Raw genomic sequence first — 16,365 nt, 5'->3', positions numbered from 1 at the left:
TAAGTAATTATGGCTAAAAAGAAAAGCTTTCCATTACGTATTGATCCTGAATTACACGCAGTCATCGAAAAATGGGCAAATGATGAGTTTCGTAGCGTCAATGCACACATCGAGTATTTACTTCGAGAAATGGCAAAGCAAAAAGGAAAATTGAAGAAAGATAAAGATGCATGAACAAACAGCCCACTGAATTTTCAGCGGGCTGTTTTTATACAAAGCAAGTCATCAATAAACTTGCTTAACGCTGCTGTTCTCACACTATCTTTCCGATAAATAAAATAAGTCGGAATAAACCTGTTTTCATGTACTAACGGTGTATGAATAAGTTCTTTATGGCTATCAAATTGCTCTGCTACTTCACGTGGTAACATAGACACCCCAAGTCCAGCTTTTACGCATCCAATAATACCGTCTAAAGAATTTAATTCCATTATTTTTTTTGGAACAATCCCTTCAGATAGTAACCATTCTTCTAAAACTTTTCTATAAAAACAACCTGATTGAAAAACGATAAAAGACTGCGATTCCGAATATCCGTTATCCCACAAAACATTCCGCTTTGAAAGTAACATCATTTCCTCTTGGAATACTTCTATCTTTTCTAAAGCTGGATCAGCTATACAATCAGCTACAAATGCCCCCTCTATTTCATATAAGAGTACCTTCTTCGTTAATTCTTCCGTATTGTGCGTTTGCAACATAATTTCCACTTCTGGATAGCGCATATGATAATTAGCTAGAATCGTGGGCAATCTAACAGCTGCTGCTGTTTCCATCGCTCCAATTTTCAATACTCCTCCAGGCTCCGCTGTATGTTTCACTTGCCTTTTTGATTCATTTAATAATTGAATCATTTTTTCAGCGTATGTTAACAACTTTTCTCCGGCTGGTGTTAATGTAACTCCATCTCGATGCCTATAAAATAATTGTGTTTCATATTCAGCTTCTAGCCGTTTTATTTTTGCTGTTATGTTTGATTGAACAAAATTCAACCGAATAGCTGCTCTTGAAATACTTTTCTCCTGCGCGACCATATAAAAAGCTACAAAATCTTGTAAGTTCATTCGTTCATATCCCTTCGTTCATATCATTAATTTTGATATTACATATAAAAAATCAGTATTTTACGCCCCATATATATTCCTCTATCATATATATTAGAAGATATTTCAAGAAGGGAGATTATATGAAAGAAACAAAAACATGGAAAATGATTATAGCTGGGATATGTTCTTTAATAGCTGTCATGGGTATTAGTCGGTTCGCCTACACACCGATTATTTCTTTTATGGAAAAGCAAGCCCATATAGAAGATGACCTCGCTGGATATTTAGCGTCCAGTAATTATCTTGGTTATTTACTTGGGGCATTCTTTATTGGATTCATTACGATAAAAAATCGTGAAAAAATATTACACCACTGTTTATTCTTCAATGTTCTTTCAACTCTTTGTATGGGCTTAACCTCTTATATCTTTTTATGGTTTCCCCTTCGCTTTATCGGTGGTTTCACAAGTGCAATTGTATTTGTTCTTGCCTCTAGTATTGTTTTAGATTATTTATTTCAAAGTAATAAAGTCATGCTAGGTGGCATGATTTATAGCGGTGTTGGAATTGGCATTATTTTCTCTGGAAGTTTCGCACCTTTATTCAACTCAATTTGGAATTGGCAAGGTGCATGGATTGGGTTAGGAATTATTAGTTTTAGTTTAGCTATCCTTGTATGGAAATGGTTAAGAGAGGACAGTAGACATACTATACAGCAACCAAAAAGTACTATACAAGCTACATCTCATAGAAAAAACTATTTATTTTGGCTTATTTTAGCTTACGGATTCGAAGGGTTTGGCTATATCATTACAGGGACCTTCCTTGTCACCATTGTAGAAAGAATTACACTATCACCCTTCTATGCATCTTGTAGCTGGATTATTGTCGGTATTGCTGTCATCCCATCTAGTTACATTTGGTCCACTGTTGCTCGGAAGTACGGACCAACACGAGCTCTTACATCCGCCTATATGTTACAAATTATAAGTTTACTTTCTCTACTCCTTATTCCAAACCTTTTTGGGGCATTTCTAAGTGCATTCCTTCTAGGTGCTACATTCGTCGGAATTACAATTTTAACAACTACAGAAGCAAAACGAATAAGACCGAATGAAAGTAATAAAATCATTGGTTATACGACAGGTGTTTATGGGATTGGCCAAATTATCGGTCCAATCTTTACAGGTATTATTGCAGAGCAAATGCAAAGTTTTTCCCTCCCACTCCTTGTCGCTGCTCTTACGTTAATCATCTCAATACTGCTATTATTAATTGGAGAAATAAGATGTAAGCAGGTAGAGAAAAAGTGTATATAGATACAAATAGTTTATAATCTCTTGAAAAGATTCAACGTACTATACTCTATTTCCTATAAAAAAAGAAGCTAACATATGTTAGCTTCGCGTAATCTCATGCCCAATCGCACGATATCCTATATCACTACGATAAAATAAGCCATCGCTTTCAATCTTTGCGATTTCTTTATACACTCTATCTTTCGCTTCTTGTAAGTCTTTCGCTTTATAAGCAATAAATAGTACACGGCCACCATTTGTTACAAAATCCCCATGTTTCATCGCTGTACCTGAATGAAAGACAATAGCATCTTCTAAACGATCTAATCCTGTAATAATTTCACCTTTTTTATACGCTTCTGGATATCCTTTTGAAGCAAGTACAACACCAATTACTGCTTCCTCTGACCACTCTAACACTAACTCACTTTCATCTAATACAGCGTTACATACATCAACTAAATCATTTTCTAAGCGAGGTAATACAACTTCTGTTTCAGGATCACCAAAGCGTGCATTAAATTCAATTACCTTTGGACCATCATTTGTTAAAATAAGCCCTGCATATAAAATCCCTGTAAACAATCGATTTTCTTGGAGCATCGCTTGAGCAGTTGGATGTAATACGGTTTGAATCGCTTCTTGGACTGCTGATTCTGGAATTTGTGGTACTGGAGAATATGCACCCATTCCGCCTGTATTTGGGCCTTTATCAGCATCAAAAGCTCGTTTATGGTCCTGAGCGATTACCATCGGATGTACAGTTGTTCCATTTACAAATGCCATTAATGAAAATTCTTGTCCATCTAAAAACTCTTCAATAACAACCTTCTTACTTGCCGCGCCGAACTTCACATCTTGTAGCATTTCTTTCACAGCTTGTAATGCCTCTTCAAGCGTCATTGCTACCGTTACCCCTTTACCAGCAGCTAATCCGTCAGCTTTAATAACGATTGGTGCACCAACTTTTTGAATGTACTGTACTGCTTCTTCATAATCGGTAAAAGTTTCGTACGCCCCAGTTGGAATATCATACTTTTTCATAAGCTCTTTTGTAAAAGCTTTACTACCTTCAATAACAGCAGCCGCTTTATTCGGACCAAATACGCGAAGTCCCTCTTCTTTAAAACGATCAACAATTCCATTCATAAGTGGAATTTCTGGTCCAACGAAAGTTAATTCCACATTATTCTCTTTGGCAAATAAAACTAATGCATCAAAATCATTTTCATCAATATCAACTGGTATTGCAACATCTCGCATACCTTCATTACCTGGTGCTACATATACCTTTTTCACTTTTGCAGATTGTGCAAACTTCCAAGCTAAAGCATGCTCACGCCCACCGCGGCCAATTACTAAAACATTCATATTTCATCCCCCAATAATTAAATAAGTACAAACTAGAAGCTATGCTGCTCCTAGTTTGTTTTTTCCACAATTGCTCTATTAATGTTTAAAATGACGTACGCCAGTGAACACCATAGCAATCCCATACGTATCTGCCACTTTAATAGAATCTTCATCACGGATCGATCCGCCTGGTTGAATGATTGCTGTAATTCCCGCTTTTGCTGCTTCTTCTAATGTATCTGGCATTGGGAAGAAAGCATCAGATGCAAGCGCGCTACCTTGTGCTTTTTCACCAGCTTGTGTAATCGCGATTTTTGCAGAACCTACACGGTTCATCTGTCCCGCACCGACACCAATTGTCATGTCATCTTTCGCTAAAACAATTGCATTTGATTTCACATGTTTTACAACTTTCCAAGCTAGTTTTAAATCTTTCCATTCTTGCTCTGAAGGTTCACGTTTCGTTGGAATTGAAATTGTACTTTCATCTAATGATAACGTATCTTCCTCTTGAACGAGAAGTCCACCTTGTACAGAAGTTAGTTTTTTGCTTGCACTTGTCGCTTTTTCAATATTTATAGTTAATAAACGTAAGTTCTTCTTACTTTGCAACACTTCTAAAGCTTCTTGCGAGAACGAAGGTGCGATAACAATTTCTAAGAAAATTTCATGTAACTTTTCTGCTGTAGCTTTATCAATTTCACGATTTGCTGCAATAATACCGCCGAAGATTGATACTGGATCTGCTTCATAAGCACGAGTATATGCTTCGTGAATATTAGTTCCTACTCCAACACCACATGGATTCATATGTTTTACTGCTACTACTGCTGGTTCTGTAAATTCTTTTACGATGCTAAGCGCTGCGTCTGCATCATTAATATTGTTATACGATAATTCTTTACCGTGTAATTGTTCTGCGTATGCAACAGAAGAAGTTGCTGCGAATGGCGCTTTATAGAAAGTAGCTTTTTGATGTGGGTTCTCGCCATAACGTAAGTCTTGCTTTTTCTCAAATGTCACAGTTAATGTTTCTGGACTTTCTTCACCCATTTGCTCTGTTAAGTAGTTAGAAATTAACGCATCATACGCTGCTGTATGACGGAATACTTTCGCTGCTAGTTTACGTTTCGTTTCCTCTGCTACTTCACCGTTCTCTTTCAGTTCTGCTAACACAATATCATAATCTACTGGATCTACAATTACAGATACGAATTTATGATTTTTCGCAGCAGAGCGAATCATTGTCGGGCCACCGATATCAATATTTTCAATTGCATCAGCAAATGTTACATCAGGCTTAGCGATTGTTTCTTTAAATGGGTATAAGTTAACAACAACAAAATCAATTGCTTGAATACCTAATTCATTCATTTGCGCTACATGTGTTTCATTATCACGAACTGCTAATAGACCACCATGAATATTTGGATGTAAAGTTTTCACACGACCATCCATAATTTCAGGGAAACCAGTTACTTCAGAAATACCAATTACTTGTAAGCCGTTTTCTTCTAGTAACTTTTTCGTACCACCTGTTGAAATAACTTCAATCCCTTGCTCTAGTAACCCTTTAACAAATTCTACTACTCCTGTTTTATCTGAAACACTTACTAATGCACGCTTTTTCATTTATCCTTCACCCCTGGTTGTATGTTAGTTAACAGTTGTTTCTTTCACAGACTGAACAATTTGATTCACTGTATTTACGTATAATTTATGTTCAACTTGCTGAATTTTCTTTTGTAAGCTTTCTCTCGTATCCCCTTCAGAAACAACCACTGCTTCTTGCGCAATAATTGGCCCTGTATCCATACCTGCATCTACATAATGAATTGTTACTCCAGTTACTTTCACACCTGCTTCTAACGCTTGACCGACAGCATCTTTACCCGGAAAGCTCGGTAGTAATGATGGATGAATATTAATAATCTTTCCGCCGTATGCTTCTAGTAACGTCGGCCCGATTAAACGCATATATCCAGCTAAAATAATATAATCAATTTCATATTCTTCTAGCTTCTTTAATATCTCTTTTTCAAACGCTTCTTTGGACTCATATGCTTTCGCTGAAAAAGCGAAACACGGAATATGATGATAATGCGCTCGCCCAACAGCACGTGCTTCTGGTTTATCACATACTAATAAACTAATTTCTGCATCCAATCTTTTTTCTTCTACCGCATTAACGAGAGATTGAAAGTTAGATCCACTTCCAGAAGCAAAAACTGCTAATCTACTCATAGTGCTTTGCCCCCATTAAAAGTAACGCCAGCTCCTTGTACAGTACGTCCAATAATACGAGCCGTTTCTCCTTGCTCTTCAAGAAGACGAACAACATCTTTTGCATCTTCTTCCTTCACTGCTACTACCATACCAATACCCATGTTAAAAATATTGAACATTTCTTTCTCTTCCAGTTTCCCAACTTCTTGAAGTAAATGGAAGATCGGCTGAATTTTCCAAGATCCTAGTTCAATCTCAGCACCAATTCCTTCTGGCAACATACGTGGGATATTTTCAATAAATCCGCCCCCTGTAATATGCGCCATACCGTATACTTCATGCTTCTTCAATAGTTCTAAAATAGGTTTGACATAAATTTTCGTTGGTTTTAATAATTCTTCACCAAGAGGTAGTTCTAAGCGTCCATAAATACGCTCTAAAGTTAGTTCTCCATCTTCTAGTAACACTTTTCGTACTAAAGAGTAACCATTGCTATGAATACCGCTAGATGCTAAGCCAATTAGCACGTGACCAGCTTCAATCTTTTCACCTGTTACAATTTTCTTTTTATCAACAATCCCAACTGTAAAACCAGCTAAATCATATTCTTCCGTAGAATACATTCCTGGCATTTCAGCTGTTTCTCCACCGATTAATGCACAACCAGCTTGGCGACAGCCCTCTGATATACCTTTGACGATGTTTTCAATTTTACTAGGTTCAGCTTTACCACAAGCAATATAATCAAGGAAGAAAAGCGGCTCTGCTCCTTGGACAACAATATCATTTACACACATTGCTACTGCATCAATACCAATTGTGTCATGTTTATCTGCCATAAAAGCGAGCATCAATTTTGTTCCCACGCCATCTGTTCCAGATACTAATACAGGTTCTTCTAATGCAAATTTTGATAGATCAAACATACCTCCAAAACCGCCTAAACCGCCTAGTACTTCTTTTCTCATAGTTGTTTGTACGTGTTTTTTCATGCGAGATACCGCTTCATATCCAGCTTCAATATCTACTCCTGCTTGCTTATATGCATTCGCCATCGTTATTTACACCTCGTCTTTTAATTTCTCCCCATCCAGGGCCGGCCGTTTTAAGAAAAAAGCTAGCTTCTACAGCAAAAGAAGTAGAAGCTTTTTTCACTTTTCTTATTTCATACTTTCTAAAAGCTCTTGCTCATAATCATAAAGAGCTGTTGGATAGTCCCCATTAAAGTAAGCCATGCATAGGCCGCCATATTTCCCTTCATATGGACGTCCAATTGCATCTACTAATCCATCTTCGCTTAAAAATGTTAAAGAATCTGCTCCGATCATTTCGCGGATTTCTTCTACTGTATTATTTGCTGCAATTAATTCTTTTCTCGTTTGAATATCAATGCCATAGAAACATGGATATTTCAGAGGTGGTGAAGCAATTCTTACATGAACTTCTGTCGCTCCAGCCTCACGAAGCATACGAACAATTCGTTTACTTGTCGTTCCTCTTACGATAGAGTCATCAATCATAACAACTCGTTTCCCCTCAACCACACCTCTTACTGCGGAAAGCTTCATCTTAACCCCTTGCTCACGCAGTTCTTGAGAAGGCTGGATAAAAGTACGTCCAACGTAACGATTTTTAATTAATCCTAATTCATACGGAATGCCTGTTGCCTCCGCATAGCCAATCGCAGCTGAAATACTAGAGTCTGGTACACCAGTAACAACATCCGCTTCAATAGGAGCTTCCGCTGCTAAACGTTTTCCCATATTTTTACGCGCTGCATGAACGTTAACACCAGCAATATTAGAATCTGGTCGTGCAAAGTAAATATATTCCATACTACAAATCGCATGTTCTACATCGTTTGTGAAACGATCTACGTGAATTCCTTCATCATTAATGATAAGTAATTCACCAGGTTCTACATCGCGAATGTATGTTGCACCTACTACATCAAAAGCACATGTTTCAGATGCTACAACGTAAGCATCCCCCATCTTTCCAATTGAAAGCGGACGGAATCCATTTGGATCTAACGCAACGATCATTTCATTTCCAGTTAGTAAAAGATACGCAAACGCACCTTTCACTTTATTTAGAGCCTCTTTTACACTTTCAATTAAAGAGTCTTTCGTACTACGTTTAATAAGATGTAAAAGTACTTCTGTATCTGAACTAGTTTGAAAAATACTTCCCTCTGCTTCTAATTCACGACGAAGCATTTTTGCGTTAATTAAATTTCCGTTATGAGCTAACGCCATACTATGATCGGAAAAACGGAACAACAATGGTTGAACGTTAGCAACTTCACTTCCACCAGCTGTTGCATATCGTACATGTCCGATTGCTGATTTTCCATTTAATCCTTCTAACTCACCTCTTGAAAACACTTCTGATATTAAACCTAATCCCTTGTGACCGACGATTTTTTCCCCATTATTTACGACAATGCCTGCGCCTTCTTGCCCACGGTGCTGTAAACTGTGCAATCCGTAGTATGAAACTTGTGCTGCATTTTCATGCCCCCAAATTCCGAAAACGCCACATTCTTCGTTTAACCCCTTTATTTCAGCAAGCATGGGATTGCCCCTTTCCAAGCCTTTCTCATTTCATCTACATTTGCTGTAAGTAATACTTCATTTTCTTCATTATGAATTGTTACTTCATTTGTACTTGTTACTTCGCCAACTTGGATTGCTTCTACCGCTTTCTCAAACGCCTCTTTATTTTCACGTTTTACAGTTATCACGAAGCGAGACTGTGATTCAGCGAATAATGCTGCTGTTGCTTCTCCATCTAATTTCACAGTAGCACCTAAGCCGTTAGCACCAATTGCACTTTCTGAAATTGCAACTGCTAAACCACCCTCAGCAACATCATGTGCAGATTGAACAAGACCAGCTTGAATTGCTTCTAATACTTGTTTTTGGCGTTTTAATTCTACATCTAGATCGATACTTGGTGATTGACCGAAAATTTTTCCGTGAATCATTTTCTGTAATTCACTTCCGCCAAACTCAGCTTTCGTCTCACCGATTATATAAACTAAATCACCAGCTTGCTTAAACTCTTGTGTTGTTACATGTTTTAAGTCATGTACAAGTCCGACCATCCCAACAGTTGGTGTTGGATATACAGCTTCGCCACTACGTTCGTTATACATCGATACGTTTCCGCCGATAACTGGTGTTTGTAATGTGCGACAAGCTTCACTCATACCGTCTACTGATTTCTCAATTTGCCAGAAGATTTCTGGTTTTTCTGGGTTACCGAAGTTTAAGCAATCTGTAATTGCAAGTGGCTCACCGCCAGAGCATACGATATTACGCGCTGCCTCTGCTACTGCAATTTTACCGCCCATTTCTGGATCTAGATAAATGTAGCGAGAATTACAATCTGTCGTCATTGCTAATCCTTTTTCTGTACCGCGTACACGTACAACTGCTGCATCTGAACCTGGTGTAACCACTGTGCTTGTACGAACTTGGTAATCGTATTGATCGTATACCCACTCTTTACTTGCAATTGTTGGTTGCTGTAATAGAGCGAATAACGCTTCTTTATAATTTTCTACTTTTGGCGTTTCCATTTTCATTGCTTGGAATTCAGCAAAGTATGCTGCTTCTTTTGATGGTTTATGATAAATTGGTGCTTCTTCTGCTAAAGCATCTGCTGGAACTTCAGCTACCTTTTCACCTTTATGGAATAAACGAAGCATTTTATCTTCCGTTACTTTCCCCATCGTAACCGCTGCGAGACCATACTTCTCAAATAAATCTACTATTTCTTGTTCTCTACCTTTTTTCACAACAATTAACATACGCTCTTGTGATTCAGACAGCATCATTTCATATGGTGTCATTCCTGTTTCACGCTGTGGTACATCATCTAAGTACATTTCAATACCCATTCCTGCTTTACTTGCCATTTCTGCAGATGATGATGTTAAACCAGCCGCACCCATATCTTGAATTCCAACAAGTGCATCAGATTGAATTAATTCTAAACACGCTTCAATAAGAAGTTTTTCCATAAATGGATCCCCTACTTGAACCGCTGGACGTTTCGCTTCTGAGCTTTCAGATAGTTCTTCAGATGCGAATGTTGCACCGTGAATACCGTCACGACCAGTTGATGCTCCTACGTACATTACTGTGTTACCAGCACCGTGCGCTTGCCCTTTTTTAATGTCTTCGTGGTTAATCAAACCTACGCACATTGCATTTACAAGTGGATTTCCTTCATAACATGGATCAAATTGTACTTCGCCGCCAACAGTCGGAATACCGATGCAGTTACCGTATCCTGCAATTCCTGCTACTACTTCTTCGAATAAATATTTCACACGTGGTGACTGTAATTCACCGAAACGAAGTGAGTTTAATAGAGCTACCGGACGTGCTCCCATAGAGAATACGTCACGAATAATACCACCAACACCTGTTGCTGCTCCTTGATATGGTTCAATAGCTGAAGGATGGTTATGACTTTCCATTTTAAATACAACTGCTTGATTATCACCGATATCTACAATTCCAGCGCCTTCTCCAGGTCCTTGCAGAACGCGCTCACCTGTCGTTGGAAACTTACGAAGAACTGGTTTTGAATTTTTATAACTACAATGTTCAGACCACATTACAGAGAACAATCCTGTTTCTGTATAATTTGGCAGACGACCTAAAATCTTTTCAACCATGGCAAACTCTTCGTCTGTTAGCCCCATTTCCGCATATATACGCTCTTCTTTAATTTGTGTTGGATTTGGTTCAAGCATTAACGACATATGTTTCCCTCCACTGTTTTAAGATAGATTGAAAGACTTTTAACCCTTCAGCACCGCCAAGTAATTCATCTACAGCACGCTCTGGATGTGGCATCATACCAAGTACATTTCCTTTTTTGTTTACAATACCAGCAATATCTGAAACGCTACCGTTAGGATTTTCTACGTAACGGAATGCGATTTGATTATTCTCTTCTAATTGTTTAAGAGTCTCTTCGTCACAATAGTAATTCCCCTCACCATGAGCGATTGGAATATTGATTACTTCATTTTTTTCATATTGTGATGTAAACATCGTTTCATTATTTTCAACACGCAACTGAACAGTACGACACATAAATTTTAAGTTTTCGTTTCTCATTAATGCTCCTGGTAGTAATCCTGATTCAACAAGAATCTGGAATCCATTACATACACCTAAAATCGGCTTTCCTTGCTCAGCAGCTTTTTGTACTGCTTTCATTGCATTAGCAAAGCGAGAAATAGCACCGCAGCGTAAGTAGTCACCGTAAGAGAATCCACCTGGTAGTAAAATTGCATCATATTCATCTAAATTCTCTGTATCGTGCCAAACGTAATCTACTTCTTCGCCAAGCTCATCTTTAATTGCATGGAACATATCGACATCACAGTTCGAACCTGGAAATACTATTACGGCAAATTTCACTGTGCGACAACCTCCTCAACTTCATAACGGAAGTCTTCCATTACAACGTTCGCTAATAGTTTTTCACACATTTCTTTTACCTTGCTATCTAAGTCAGATACAGATTTATCAATTGTTAGTTCCATGTACTTTCCGATTCGAACGTCTTTTACTTCTGTGAATGAAAGACTATGAAGAGCTCCTTTTACCGCTGTTCCTTGTGGATCTAATACGCTTTCTCTTAATGTTACATATACCTTAACTTTATACATGTGAAATTCCCCCTAAACGTTTTAAAATCTCTTCATAAGCATCTGTTAAATTTCCAAGATCGCGACGGAATACGTCTTTATCAAACTTCTCATTGCTCGTTTCATCCCATAAACGGCAAGTATCTGGTGAAATTTCATCCGCTAATATGATTTCTCCCTCTTCCGTTACACCAAACTCTAATTTGAAATCTACTAATCTTACACGACAGCTTGCGAAATGATCAATCAACACTTGATTGATTTGTAGAGCCATATCTCGTAATACGCTTACTTGCTCTGGCGATGCAACGTTTAATACACGAATATGATCTTCCGTTACAAGCGGATCTCCTAAATTATCATCTTTGAAGTAAAATTCTACGATTGGTTCTGCAAGTACAGTTCCCTCTTCCATTCCTAATCGTTTTGAAAGACTTCCTGCAATTACATTTCTTGTGACAACTTCTAAAGGAATAATACTCACTTTTTTAACAAGTTGTTCTGTTTCAGATAACTTCTCAACAAAATGTGTTTTAATTCCTACTTCTTGTAACTTTCTGAACAATAAAGTTGTAATCTCATTGTTCAAACGACCTTTTCCTGTAATCGTCTCTTTTTTCTCCCCATTGAAAGCAGTCGCACTATCTTTGTACTCTACCCAAACCATATCTGCTGATTCTGTACGATAAATTCTTTTTGCCTTACCTTCATACAGCAATTCTAGCTTTTGCATTTCGCAAGCCCCCTGTAGTTTGAAAAATGTGAATAATTTTTTTATAAAGAATGGCACAGAATGACTCTATTCTGTGCCATATGAAATTTTACGCTTCGTTTAATCCAAGGCGTTCAAAGATTGTATCAACGTGTTGCATATGATGCTCATAGTTGAAGCATTCATTAATTTCTTCTTGTGTTAACTTACTTGTAATACGCTCATCAGCTTCTACAAGCTCTTTAAATTGTACTTGTGTTTCCCAAGCTTCCATCGCTTTAGGCTGTACGATATCATAAGCTTCTTCACGTACCATACCTTTGTCGATTAGTGTAAGCATTACGCGCTGAGAATAAATTAAGCCGTATGTTCTTGTCATATTGCGTTTCATATTCTCTGGGTATACAGTTAAGTTTTTAACGATATTACCAAAGCGATTTAACATGTAATTTAATGCGATTGTAGCATCTGGTAAAATTACGCGTTCTGCTGAAGAGTGAGAAATGTCACGCTCATGCCACAATGGAACATTCTCATAAGCTGTCATCATATAACCGCGGATAACACGAGCTAAACCAGTCATATTTTCAGATCCAATTGGATTACGCTTATGTGGCATTGCAGAAGAACCTTTTTGGCCTTTTGCGAAAGCTTCTTCAACTTCACGTGTTTCACTCTTTTGTAAGCCACGAATCTCAACTGCCATCTTTTCGATAGATGTTGCGATTAATGCAAGTGTTGACATGTAGTGTGCGTGACGATCACGTTGCAATGTTTGTGTTGAAATTGGTGCTGCTTCTAATCCTAAATTTTCACAAACATATTTTTCTACGAATGGATCGATATTTGCATATGTACCAACCGCACCAGATAGTTTACCAACACGAACTGTATCAGCAGCTTGTTTGAAACGCTCTACGTTACGTTTCATCTCTTCATACCAAAGACCAAGTTTTAAACCAAATGTCGTTGGTTCTGCATGAACACCGTGTGTTCTTCCCATCATGATTGTGTATTTATGCTCTTTCGCTTTGTTAGCTAAAATGCTTACAAAGTTCTCTAAGTCTTTTAATATAATTTCATTCGCTTGTTTTAAGATGTAAGATAATGCTGTATCTACTACATCTGTAGATGTTAAACCGTAATGAACCCATTTACGTTCTTCGCCTAGTGCTGGCGTTTCTGATACAGCACGAGTGAATGCAACTACGTCATGACGTGTTTCTTTTTCAATTTCATAAATACGATCAATATCAAATGATGCATGTTCACGAATTTTTTTAACATCTTCTTTTGGAATATCGCCAAGCTCAGCCCATGCTTCACAAGCTAAAATCTCAACTTCTAACCACGCTTTAAATTTGTTCTCTTCCGTCCAAATCGCACCCATTTCAGGGCGTGTATAACGACTAATCATCTTTTTCCCTCCAACAGTTGTTCTTGATGGTCCCAAATATGCAAACTCTTCGCTTTTTCTAGAGCGACTTCAATATTATCATTTAAAATATTAACATGCCCCATTTTTCGCTGTGCTTTTGCTTCTTCTTTTCCATACAAGTGTAAATAGCACCCGGTTAATCTATTCACTTGTCTTAGGACCCCTTCTATATGTTCGCCTAAAATGTTTACCATGACAACTGGTTTTAACAAATTTGTTTCTCCTAGAGGTAAATTACAGATTGCTCGAATATGTTGACCAAATTGGCTCGTTTCACATGCATCCTGTGTATAGTGTCCTGAATTGTGAGGTCTTGGTGCTAATTCATTAATGTAAATCTCACCATTAGCTGTAGCAAACATCTCTACAGCTAGTGTTCCCACAAGTTTTAATTCATCCGCAAGTACCTTTGCATAAGCAATTGCTTTGTGAGAAAGCTCTTCTGTAATACGAGCTGGAACGATAGATTCATGCAAAATGTTATTTACATGAATATTTTCCGCTACCGGAAATACTTTCGTTTCACCACTTACACTACGAATCACAATAACGGATACTTCTTTTTCAAAAGGCACCCATTTCTCTAAAATACACTCTGCTTTATCCACAAGATCTCTTGCTGTCTCAACATCAGCCTCACTTCTTAAAACAACTTGCCCTTTCCCATCATATCCACCTGTCGTCGTTTTTAAGACGGAAGGGAATGATAACTCAGCAATTGCTTCTGTAAGCTGATCTTGATTTTGAACTAATCTATACGTTGCTACTGGTAACCCAGCCTTCTCAATTGCATTCTTTTCTGTAAAACGATTTTGCGTTTTATTTAACAACTGACTACCTTGTGGCAAGTAAGCATGTTTTTCAAGCCATTGTAAACATCTATAATCAATATTCTCAAATTCATATGTGACAACATCACTTATCTCTGCTAAATGCTGAATTGCCTTTAAATCGTCATACGGTGCAACAATTTCAATATCAGCAACTTGTGCACATGGTGAATGCTTTGTAGGATCTAAAACAGCAATTTTATATCCCATCTCCTTGGCTGCCAATGCCATCATTCTTCCTAGCTGGCCGCCTCCAATAATGCCGATTGTTTTTCCAGGTAAAATGATTCTCGTCATACTAGCTCACTACCTTCACGCACATCTTTTTCAATCGCTTCTCGTCTCAATTCTAATGCATCATGTACATCATCATGGAATGATCCAAGTATTTGTGCAGCAAGTAATCCAGCATTCGTTGAACCGGCTTTACCAATTGCAACAGTTGCAACTGGAACACCTCCTGGCATTTGGACGATGGATAATAATGAATCTAAGCCGTTTAATGCTTTTGATTGAACTGGAACTCCAATTACAGGAAGATTTGTCTTCGCTGCAACCATTCCTGGTAAATGTGCTGCTCCACCAGCTCCAGCAATAATAACTTTCAATCCACGTTCACGAGCCGTCTCTGCATATTCAAACATATAATCCGGAGTCCGATGAGCGGATACAACTTTTTTCTCATACGGTATATTTAATTCATCTAAAATGTCACAAGCATATTTCATTGTTTCCCAGTCTGACGTACTTCCCATTATGACTCCAACTAGTGATTTCATATTAGAATCCCCCCGATTCAAATAAAAAAAGCCTGAAATAGAACAGTTTCTCTTTACTATGAGAGAAAGCGCTCTACTCAGGCATACGTATCCCTTGTGAATAGAAAAATACCGAGTGACTTTCCCTCATAGTCTAACGAATAACGGTCGTTAGGTAGAGACTTGCAGGCCATATCCCCGCGATTATATGAGGTCTTATATTATTGTTTCTATGGCTATATTAACAATATTTCATAAACGATGTCAATAAATAATCGAATGTTTTTTTATTAGTAGTCAATAACGTTCGTGTTTTAGTTATATTCAAAAGAATAATTGCAACTATATGCAAGAAGAAAAGGGAATTAGAATATATATTTCTAGAGATCTATTTACTTATAATCGTTTATATAGTACTTCAGTATGTTTTAAATCACAATATGTACACTCTTGTATTCTACACATCAATAGAACTTTTATTATAACGATTTAATTTCTAAGGAGGATAAACGTGAAAGAAAGAACTACGCTATTATCCTATTTATTTTTTCTATCGCAGTAATTGTTGTAATTATTGAATACTTATTTATAGCATCTCATTATTTAAAATATATACTTATGATAGAAATAATGTGTCCTATTTTAAGTATTACTTTAGCGGCATTAGGAAAATCAGAAACACAAAAAATCATTGCTATTATTTTAAACAGTCTCTATTTCATTCTTTTTTCGTCTTTAGCGTTTTTAAATTTATGGATTATAACATCCGGTAAATAAAAATAAACACAAAAAAACCTAAGTCGAAACGACTTAGGTTTTTGCTTGGCGACGTCCTACTCTCACAGGGACAAGGTCCCAACTACCATCGGCGCTAGAGAGCTTAACTTCCGTGTTCGGTATGGGAACGGGTGTGACCTCTCTGCCATCATCACCAAACTATGAAGGCATATTCCTTCAAAACTAGATAACATTGCTACATATTATATGGTTAAGTCCTCGATCTATTAGTATTCGTCAGCTCCACATG

At 37.5% G+C, this 16,365-nt stretch carries 15 protein-coding genes, 1 rRNA gene, 1 pseudogene and 1 riboswitch; of the genes and pseudogenes, 3 read left to right on the top strand and 14 right to left on the bottom strand.

All coding sequences use genetic code 11. The features are described 5' to 3' along the window. Window positions 1-9 precede the first annotated feature (9 nt). Window positions 10-174 carry a type II toxin-antitoxin system antitoxin gene (locus IBT51_RS17915; protein WP_001085171.1) on the top strand — a complete coding sequence of 55 codons (165 nt, stop codon included), beginning with the start codon at window positions 10-12 and terminating at the stop codon, window positions 172-174. A 20-nt stretch (window positions 175-194) separates the two neighbouring features. Here IBT51_RS17915 and IBT51_RS17910 read toward each other — a convergent pair whose 3' ends face one another. Continuing rightward, the gene (locus tag IBT51_RS17910; protein ID WP_053565396.1) at window positions 195-1,064 is read right to left on the bottom strand and encodes a LysR family transcriptional regulator; all 870 of its coding nucleotides are present in this window, start codon (window positions 1,062-1,064) and stop codon (window positions 195-197) included. 122 nt (window positions 1,065-1,186) lie between these two features. Here IBT51_RS17910 and IBT51_RS17905 point away from each other — a divergent pair, with 122 nt between their 5' ends. Further along, the gene (locus IBT51_RS17905) at window positions 1,187-2,365 is read left to right on the top strand and encodes a YbfB/YjiJ family MFS transporter (RefSeq protein ID WP_053565397.1); all 1,179 of its coding nucleotides are present in this window, start codon (window positions 1,187-1,189) and stop codon (window positions 2,363-2,365) included. A 78-nt stretch (window positions 2,366-2,443) separates the two neighbouring features. Here the strand turns inward: IBT51_RS17905 and purD are convergent, their stop codons facing one another. The 12 genes from purD to purE all read right to left on the bottom strand — a co-directional run bounded on the left by purD (window position 2,444) and on the right by purE (window position 15,359). Continuing rightward, window positions 2,444-3,715 (bottom strand): phosphoribosylamine--glycine ligase, encoded by a 1,272-nt coding sequence (gene purD, locus IBT51_RS17900; protein WP_200458683.1) that lies wholly within the window; start codon window positions 3,713-3,715, stop codon window positions 2,444-2,446. A gap of 78 nt (window positions 3,716-3,793) precedes the next feature. Next, window positions 3,794-5,329, bottom strand: a complete 1,536-nt coding sequence (purH, locus tag IBT51_RS17895; protein WP_000745406.1) for a bifunctional phosphoribosylaminoimidazolecarboxamide formyltransferase/IMP cyclohydrolase — start codon at window positions 5,327-5,329, stop codon at window positions 3,794-3,796. 24 nt (window positions 5,330-5,353) lie between these two features. After that, window positions 5,354-5,941 (bottom strand): phosphoribosylglycinamide formyltransferase, encoded by a 588-nt coding sequence (purN, locus tag IBT51_RS17890; protein WP_053565400.1) that lies wholly within the window; start codon window positions 5,939-5,941, stop codon window positions 5,354-5,356. After that, window positions 5,938-6,978, bottom strand: a complete 1,041-nt coding sequence (gene purM, locus IBT51_RS17885) for a phosphoribosylformylglycinamidine cyclo-ligase (protein ID WP_053565401.1) — start codon at window positions 6,976-6,978, stop codon at window positions 5,938-5,940. The genes purN and purM overlap by 4 nt, the downstream gene beginning before the upstream one ends. A gap of 105 nt (window positions 6,979-7,083) precedes the next feature. After that, window positions 7,084-8,499, bottom strand: a complete 1,416-nt coding sequence (gene purF / locus IBT51_RS17880) for an amidophosphoribosyltransferase (protein WP_000879026.1) — start codon at window positions 8,497-8,499, stop codon at window positions 7,084-7,086. Beyond that, window positions 8,484-10,703 (bottom strand): phosphoribosylformylglycinamidine synthase II, encoded by a 2,220-nt coding sequence (purL, locus tag IBT51_RS17875; RefSeq protein WP_000055560.1) that lies wholly within the window; start codon window positions 10,701-10,703, stop codon window positions 8,484-8,486. The genes purF and purL overlap by 16 nt, the downstream gene beginning before the upstream one ends. After that, window positions 10,687-11,370 carry a phosphoribosylformylglycinamidine synthase subunit PurQ gene (gene purQ, locus IBT51_RS17870; RefSeq protein WP_075717445.1) on the bottom strand — a complete coding sequence of 228 codons (684 nt, stop codon included), beginning with the start codon at window positions 11,368-11,370 and terminating at the stop codon, window positions 10,687-10,689. Before purQ ends, purL begins: the two co-directional genes overlap by 17 nt. After that, entirely contained in the window at window positions 11,367-11,621 is a 255-nt protein-coding gene (gene purS / locus IBT51_RS17865) for a phosphoribosylformylglycinamidine synthase subunit PurS (protein WP_075717447.1), read from the bottom strand. Before purS ends, purQ begins: the two co-directional genes overlap by 4 nt. Next, the gene (purC, locus tag IBT51_RS17860; protein ID WP_001170549.1) at window positions 11,614-12,333 is read right to left on the bottom strand and encodes a phosphoribosylaminoimidazolesuccinocarboxamide synthase; all 720 of its coding nucleotides are present in this window, start codon (window positions 12,331-12,333) and stop codon (window positions 11,614-11,616) included. Before purC ends, purS begins: the two co-directional genes overlap by 8 nt. An 88-nt stretch (window positions 12,334-12,421) precedes the next feature. Beyond that, a complete protein-coding gene (gene purB, locus IBT51_RS17855; RefSeq protein WP_000625682.1) occupies window positions 12,422-13,729 on the bottom strand; it encodes an adenylosuccinate lyase in 1,308 nt (435 codons plus the stop codon). After that, window positions 13,726-14,877 (bottom strand): 5-(carboxyamino)imidazole ribonucleotide synthase, encoded by a 1,152-nt coding sequence (purK, locus tag IBT51_RS17850; RefSeq protein ID WP_053565402.1) that lies wholly within the window; start codon window positions 14,875-14,877, stop codon window positions 13,726-13,728. Before purK ends, purB begins: the two co-directional genes overlap by 4 nt. After that, a complete protein-coding gene (gene purE, locus IBT51_RS17845; protein WP_053565403.1) occupies window positions 14,874-15,359 on the bottom strand; it encodes a 5-(carboxyamino)imidazole ribonucleotide mutase in 486 nt (161 codons plus the stop codon). Before purE ends, purK begins: the two co-directional genes overlap by 4 nt. Before the next feature lie 109 nt (window positions 15,360-15,468). Next, a riboswitch (purine riboswitch) is annotated at window positions 15,469-15,570 on the bottom strand. 279 nt (window positions 15,571-15,849) lie between these two features. Here purE and IBT51_RS27320 point away from each other — a divergent pair. Beyond that, window positions 15,850-16,115: pseudogene (locus tag IBT51_RS27320) on the top strand (hypothetical protein). Between the two features lie 43 nt (window positions 16,116-16,158). On the opposite strand, the gene rrf reads toward IBT51_RS27320, so the two are convergent. Beyond that, a 5S ribosomal RNA gene (gene rrf / locus IBT51_RS17840) occupies window positions 16,159-16,274 on the bottom strand. Window positions 16,275-16,365 lie beyond the last annotated feature (91 nt).

This window comes from Bacillus sp. S71 (genome assembly GCF_016625265.1).
Classification (GTDB): Bacteria; Bacillota; Bacilli; order Bacillales; family Bacillaceae_G; genus Bacillus_A; species Bacillus_A cereus.
This window is presented reverse-complemented; position numbering and strand designations above follow the sequence as displayed.

Coding starts and splice junctions, on each gene's coding strand:
- purN (WP_053565400.1), bottom strand. CDS start 5,941: ATGAGTAGATTAGCAGTTTTTGCTTCTGGAAGTGGATCTAACTTTCAA.
- IBT51_RS17905 (WP_053565397.1), top strand. CDS start 1,187: ATGAAAGAAACAAAAACATGGAAAATGATTATAGCTGGGATATGTTCT.
- purD (WP_200458683.1), bottom strand. CDS start 3,715: ATGAATGTTTTAGTAATTGGCCGCGGTGGGCGTGAGCATGCTTTAGCT.
- purL (WP_000055560.1), bottom strand. CDS start 10,703: ATGTCGTTAATGCTTGAACCAAATCCAACACAAATTAAAGAAGAGCGT.
- purH (WP_000745406.1), bottom strand. CDS start 5,329: ATGAAAAAGCGTGCATTAGTAAGTGTTTCAGATAAAACAGGAGTAGTA.
- purK (WP_053565402.1), bottom strand. CDS start 14,877: ATGACGAGAATCATTTTACCTGGAAAAACAATCGGCATTATTGGAGGC.
- IBT51_RS17910 (WP_053565396.1), bottom strand. CDS start 1,064: ATGAACTTACAAGATTTTGTAGCTTTTTATATGGTCGCGCAGGAGAAA.
- purF (WP_000879026.1), bottom strand. CDS start 8,499: ATGCTTGCTGAAATAAAGGGGTTAAACGAAGAATGTGGCGTTTTCGGA.
- purS (WP_075717447.1), bottom strand. CDS start 11,621: ATGTATAAAGTTAAGGTATATGTAACATTAAGAGAAAGCGTATTAGAT.
- purM (WP_053565401.1), bottom strand. CDS start 6,978: ATGGCGAATGCATATAAGCAAGCAGGAGTAGATATTGAAGCTGGATAT.
- purB (WP_000625682.1), bottom strand. CDS start 13,729: ATGATTAGTCGTTATACACGCCCTGAAATGGGTGCGATTTGGACGGAA.
- purE (WP_053565403.1), bottom strand. CDS start 15,359: ATGAAATCACTAGTTGGAGTCATAATGGGAAGTACGTCAGACTGGGAA.
- IBT51_RS17915 (WP_001085171.1), top strand. CDS start 10: ATGGCTAAAAAGAAAAGCTTTCCATTACGTATTGATCCTGAATTACAC.
- purC (WP_001170549.1), bottom strand. CDS start 12,333: ATGCAAAAGCTAGAATTGCTGTATGAAGGTAAGGCAAAAAGAATTTAT.